This is a genomic window from Psychrobacter piechaudii (assembly GCF_900162825.1).
Taxonomy (GTDB): domain Bacteria; phylum Pseudomonadota; class Gammaproteobacteria; order Pseudomonadales; family Moraxellaceae; genus Psychrobacter; species Psychrobacter piechaudii.
Map to the genome: position 1 here is coordinate 1 of NZ_FUGE01000027.1, position 5,441 is coordinate 5,441.

At 48.9% G+C, this 5,441-nt stretch carries 2 tRNA genes and 3 rRNA genes; all 5 read left to right on the forward strand.

The features are described 5' to 3' along the window. Positions 1–237: 237 nt before the first annotated feature. The 5 genes from A1019T_RS00480 (at position 238) to rrf (ending at position 5,421) form a co-directional block, all read left to right on the forward strand. Positions 238–1,773, forward strand: a 16S ribosomal RNA gene (locus A1019T_RS00480). 60 nt (positions 1,774–1,833) lie between these two features. Further along, a tRNA-Ile gene (locus A1019T_RS00485) sits at positions 1,834–1,910 on the forward strand. A gap of 13 nt (positions 1,911–1,923) precedes the next feature. After that, positions 1,924–1,999 (forward strand) — tRNA-Ala (locus A1019T_RS00490). Positions 2,000–2,320: 321 nt separating this feature from the next. Beyond that, positions 2,321–5,173 (forward strand): 23S ribosomal RNA (locus A1019T_RS00495). Positions 5,174–5,307: 134 nt separating this feature from the next. Continuing rightward, positions 5,308–5,421: ribosomal RNA gene (gene rrf, locus A1019T_RS00500) — 5S ribosomal RNA — on the forward strand. Together the 16S, 23S and 5S rRNA genes with 2 tRNA genes alongside form the textbook arrangement of a ribosomal RNA operon. Positions 5,422–5,441 lie beyond the last annotated feature (20 nt).

Below are 5,441 nucleotides of genomic sequence, written 5' to 3' on the forward strand. Positions count from 1 at the left end.
ACTATTTAAAAGCTAAAATCAAAGAACAACTTGTGTGGATTTTTGCTGATTTAGGATGCTAAAAATTAAAGTTGGGCTTATCTCTTTTCGGGATGAGGACTAACTATAAAAATTATCATTCTTTATTGGTAAAGAAACTCGAAGTTAATTCATTATATGAAACATACGGAAAAGCAATTTGCTAGTATTGAATGAGCCAAGTTTAGAAGCTTCTTTAAAGAGCTTCATAGCAAGATTAAACTGAAGAGTTTGATCATGGCTCAGATTGAACGCTGGCGGCAGGCTTAACACATGCAAGTCGAGCGGTAACAGGAGAAGCTTGCTTCTTGCTGACGAGCGGCGGACGGGTGAGTAATACTTAGGAATCTGCCCAGTAGTGGGGGATAGCTCGGGGAAACTCGAATTAATACCGCATACACCCTACGGGGAAAAGGGGGCACTTTGTGCTCTCGCTATTGGATGAGCCTAAGTCGGATTAGCTAGTTGGTGGGGTAAAGGCCTACCAAGGCGACGATCTGTAGCTGGTCTGAGAGGATGATCAGCCACACCGGGACTGAGACACGGCCCGGACTCCTACGGGAGGCAGCAGTGGGGAATATTGGACAATGGGGGCAACCCTGATCCAGCCATGCCGCGTGTGTGAAGAAGGCCTTTTGGTTGTAAAGCACTTTAAGCAGTGAAGAAGACTCTATGGTTAATACCCATAGACGATGACATTAGCTGCAGAATAAGCACCGGCTAACTCTGTGCCAGCAGCCGCGGTAATACAGAGGGTGCAAGCGTTAATCGGAATTACTGGGCGTAAAGCGAGCGTAGGTGGCTTAATAAGTCAGATGTGAAATCCCCGGGCTTAACCTGGGAACTGCATCTGATACTGTTAGGCTAGAGTAGGTGAGAGGGAGGTAGAATTTCAGGTGTAGCGGTGAAATGCGTAGAGATCTGAAGGAATACCGATGGCGAAGGCAGCCTCCTGGCATCATACTGACACTGAGGTTCGAAAGCGTGGGTAGCAAACAGGATTAGATACCCTGGTAGTCCACGCCGTAAACGATGTCTACTAGTCGTTGGGGAACTTGATTCCTTAGTGACGCAGCTAACGCAATAAGTAGACCGCCTGGGGAGTACGGCCGCAAGGTTAAAACTCAAATGAATTGACGGGGGCCCGCACAAGCGGTGGAGCATGTGGTTTAATTCGATGCAACGCGAAGAACCTTACCTGGTCTTGACATATCTAGAATCCTGCAGAGATGCGGGAGTGCCTTCGGGAATTAGAATACAGGTGCTGCATGGCTGTCGTCAGCTCGTGTCGTGAGATGTTGGGTTAAGTCCCGCAACGAGCGCAACCCTTTTCCTTAGTTACCAGCGGTTAGGCCGGGGACTCTAAGGATACTGCCAGTGACAAACTGGAGGAAGGCGGGGACGACGTCAAGTCATCATGGCCCTTACGACCAGGGCTACACACGTGCTACAATGGTAGGTACAGAGGGCAGCTACACAGCGATGTGATGCGAATCTCAAAAAGCCTATCGTAGTCCAGATTGGAGTCTGCAACTCGACTCCATGAAGTCGGAATCGCTAGTAATCGCGGATCAGAATGCCGCGGTGAATACGTTCCCGGGCCTTGTACACACCGCCCGTCACACCATGGGAGTTGATTGCACCAGAAGTGGGTAGCCTAACTTTTAGAGGGCGCTCACCACGGTGTGGTCGATGACTGGGGTGAAGTCGTAACAAGGTAGCCGTAGGGGAACCTGCGGCTGGATCACCTCCTTATTGACGCATCCGGTCAGCAAGAATTCACAACAAGTTGTTCTTTGGTTTAGCAAGCTCTCAGGGTCTGTAGCTCAGCTGGTTAGAGCACCGTGTTGATAACGCGGGGGTCATAAGTTCAAGTCTTATCAGACCCACCACTTATCCCGATACGGGGCCATAGCTCAGTTGGTAGAGCGCCTGCCTTGCACGCAGGAGGTCAGGAGTTCGACTCTCCTTGGCTCCACCATATTGGATTACGGATTGAGAGTAGTAAAGATATAAGCCAGAATTAAGTGATTGTTTGATTACTTACTTCTGTTTTATACAGAATAAATATGACGATCTGATGAAGACGTTATTACTATTTAAAAACATAGATATGAGTTGTAATATACGGTTAGACGATGAATCATTCACTGAGCCATTGTCTAACCAGATAGCCAACCTTTTAATGACATCAGTTGTTATCCCAAGGGGTTGGTTATCAAAGTAAAGAGAACTGAATCAAGCGTAAATTATCAAGGTGATATCGTTATAATTACAGACTAAAGACCCTTTGGGGTTGTATGGTCAAGTAATTAAGCGCACATGGTGGATGCCTTGGCAGTCAGAGGCGATGAAAGACGTGACAGCCTGCGATAAGCTTCGGGGAGGCGGCAATATCCTGTGATCCGGAGATTTCTGAATGGGGAAACCCACTTAGCGTAAGCTAGGTATACCAATTTATTGGTAGGCAAACGAGGGGAAGTGAAACATCTCAGTACCCTTAGGAAAAGACATCAATAGAGATTCCCCTAGTAGCGGCGAGCGAACGGGGAGGAGCCGACGGATTTATATGTAGAAGAACAGTGTGGGAAAGCTGGCCATAGTGGGTGATAGCCCCGTATTCGAAACATATAATGAAGCATATTAAGTAGTGCGGGACACGAGAAATCCTGTATGAAGATGGGGGGACCATCCTCCAAGGCTAAATACTCCTGACTGACCGATAGTGAACCAGTACCGTGAGGGAAAGGCGAAAAGAACCCCTGTGAGGGGAGTGAAATAGAACCTGAAACCGTGTGCGTACAAGCAGTGGGAGCCCACTTGTTGGGTGACCGCGTACCTTTTGTATAATGGGTCAGCGACTTATATTCTGTAGCAAGGTTAACCGTTAGGGGAGCCGTAGGGAAACCGAGTCTTAATAGGGCGCCATAGTTGCAGGGTATAGACCCGAAACCGAGTGATCTATCCATGAGCAGGTTGAAAGTGCCGTAACAGGCACCGGAGGACCGAACCCACTGTCGTTGAAAAGCCAGGGGATGACTTGTGGATAGGGGTGAAAGGCTAATCAAACTCGGTGATAGCTGGTTCTCCCCGAAAGCTATTTAGGTAGCGCCTCGGACGAACACCATTGGGGGTAGAGCACTGTTTCGGCTAGGGGGTCATACCGACTTACCAAACCGATGCAAACTCCGAATACCGATGAGTGATATCCGGGAGACACACGGCGGGTGCTAACGTCCGTCGTGGAGAGGGAAACAACCCAGACCGCCAGCTAAGGCCCCAAATTCCTAGTTAAGTGGGAAACGAAGTGGGAAGGCATAGACAGCTAGGAGGTTGGCTTAGAAGCAGCCATCCTTTAAAGAAAGCGTAATAGCTCACTAGTCGAGTCGGCCCGCGCGGAAGATGTAACGGGGCTCAAACTAGGAGCCGAAGCTGCGGATTTGAAAATTGTTTCAAGTGGTAGGGGAGCGTTGTGTAAGCCTGTGAAGGTGTGTCGTAAGGCATGCTGGAGGTATCACAAGAGCGAATGCTGACGTGAGTAACGATAATGCGAGTGAAAAGCTCGCACGCCGGAAGATCAAGGGTTCCAGTCCAACGTTAATCGGGGCTGGGTGAGTCGACCCCTAAGGCGAGGCCGAAAGGCGTAGTCGATGGGAAATCGGTTAATATTCCGATACTTGTTTATGATGTGATGGAGGGACGGAGAAGGTTATGCCAGCCTGGCGATGGTTGTCCAGGTGGAAGGATGTAGGTAGACGGCTTAGGCAAATCCGGGCTGTTAATACTGAGATCTGATAGCAAGCTGTATTGTACAGCGAAGTGGCAAATACCATGCTTCCAGGAAAAGCTTCTAAACTATAGTCATAAACGAATCGTACCCTAAACCGACACAGGTGATCAGGTAGAGAATACCAAGGCGCTTGAGAGAACTCTGCTGAAGGAACTAGGCAAAATGGTACCGTAACTTCGGGAGAAGGTACGCTGTCGATGGTGAAGGACTTGCTCCGTAAGCTATTGACAGTCGCAGATACCAGGCTGCTGCAACTGTTTATTAAAAACACAGCACTCTGCAAACACGAAAGTGGACGTATAGGGTGTGATGCCTGCCCGGTGCTGGAAGGTTAATTGATGGGCTTAGCGTATGCGAAGGTCTTGATCGAAGCCCCAGTAAACGGCGGCCGTAACTATAACGGTCCTAAGGTAGCGAAATTCCTTGTCGGGTAAGTTCCGACCTGCACGAATGGCATAATGATGGCAGCGCTGTCTCCAGCAGAGACTCAGTGAAATCGAAATCGCAGTGAAGATGCTGTGTACCCGCGGCTAGACGGAAAGACCCCGTGAACCTTTACTACAGCTTTACATTGAACTTTGACCTGACTTGTGCAGGATAGGTGGGAGGCTTTGAAGCAGATACGCCAGTATTTGTGGAGCCATCCTTGAAATACCACCCTGGTCATGTTGGGGTTCTAACTCAGGTATAACAATACCGAGGACAATGTATGGTGGGTAGTTTGACTGGGGCGGTCTCCTCCTAAAGAGTAACGGAGGAGTACGAAGGTGCGCTCAGAACGGTCGGAAATCGTTCATAGAGTATAAAGGCAAAAGCGCGCTTAACTGCGAGACCCACAAGTCGAGCAGGTACGAAAGTAGGTCTTAGTGATCCGGTGGTTCTGTATGGAAGGGCCATCGCTCAACGGATAAAAGGTACTCTGGGGATAACAGGCTGATACCGCCCAAGAGTTCATATCGACGGCGGTGTTTGGCACCTCGATGTCGGCTCATCTCATCCTAGGGCTGAAGCAGGTCCTAAGGGTATGGCTGTTCGCCATTTAAAGAGGTACGCGAGCTGGGTTTAGAACGTCGTGAGACAGTTCGGTCCCTATCTACCGTGGGCGTTGGAAATTTGAGAGGATCTGCTCCTAGTACGAGAGGACCAGAGTGGACGAACCGCTGGTGTTCGGGTTGTCATGCCAATGGCATTGCCCGGTAGCTACGTTCGGATTGGATAACCGCTGAAAGCATCTAAGCGGGAAGCCAACCTCAAGATTAGATTTCCCTTAAGAGCCGTTCAAGACTAGGACGTTGATAGGCAGGGTGTGGAAGCGCAGTGATGCGTGTAGCTAACCTGTACTAATTGCTCGTTTGGCTTGACCATACAACACCCAAGTGGTTTTGTATTAAGCTATAATTATTTCGATATCATCCTGATAAGATTGATTCAGGTTCTGATATAATAGTCAAAACAAAGTTAAGCTAACAGCTTAACCAACTCATATCTATACCCCCTTTGCTGACGACAATAGCACGATGGAACCACCTGATCCCTTCTCGAACTCAGAAGTGAAACATCGTTGCGCCAATGGTAGTGTGGTTCGCCCATGTGAGAGTAGGTCATCGTCAGCTCCCTATACCTAAAAGCCCCC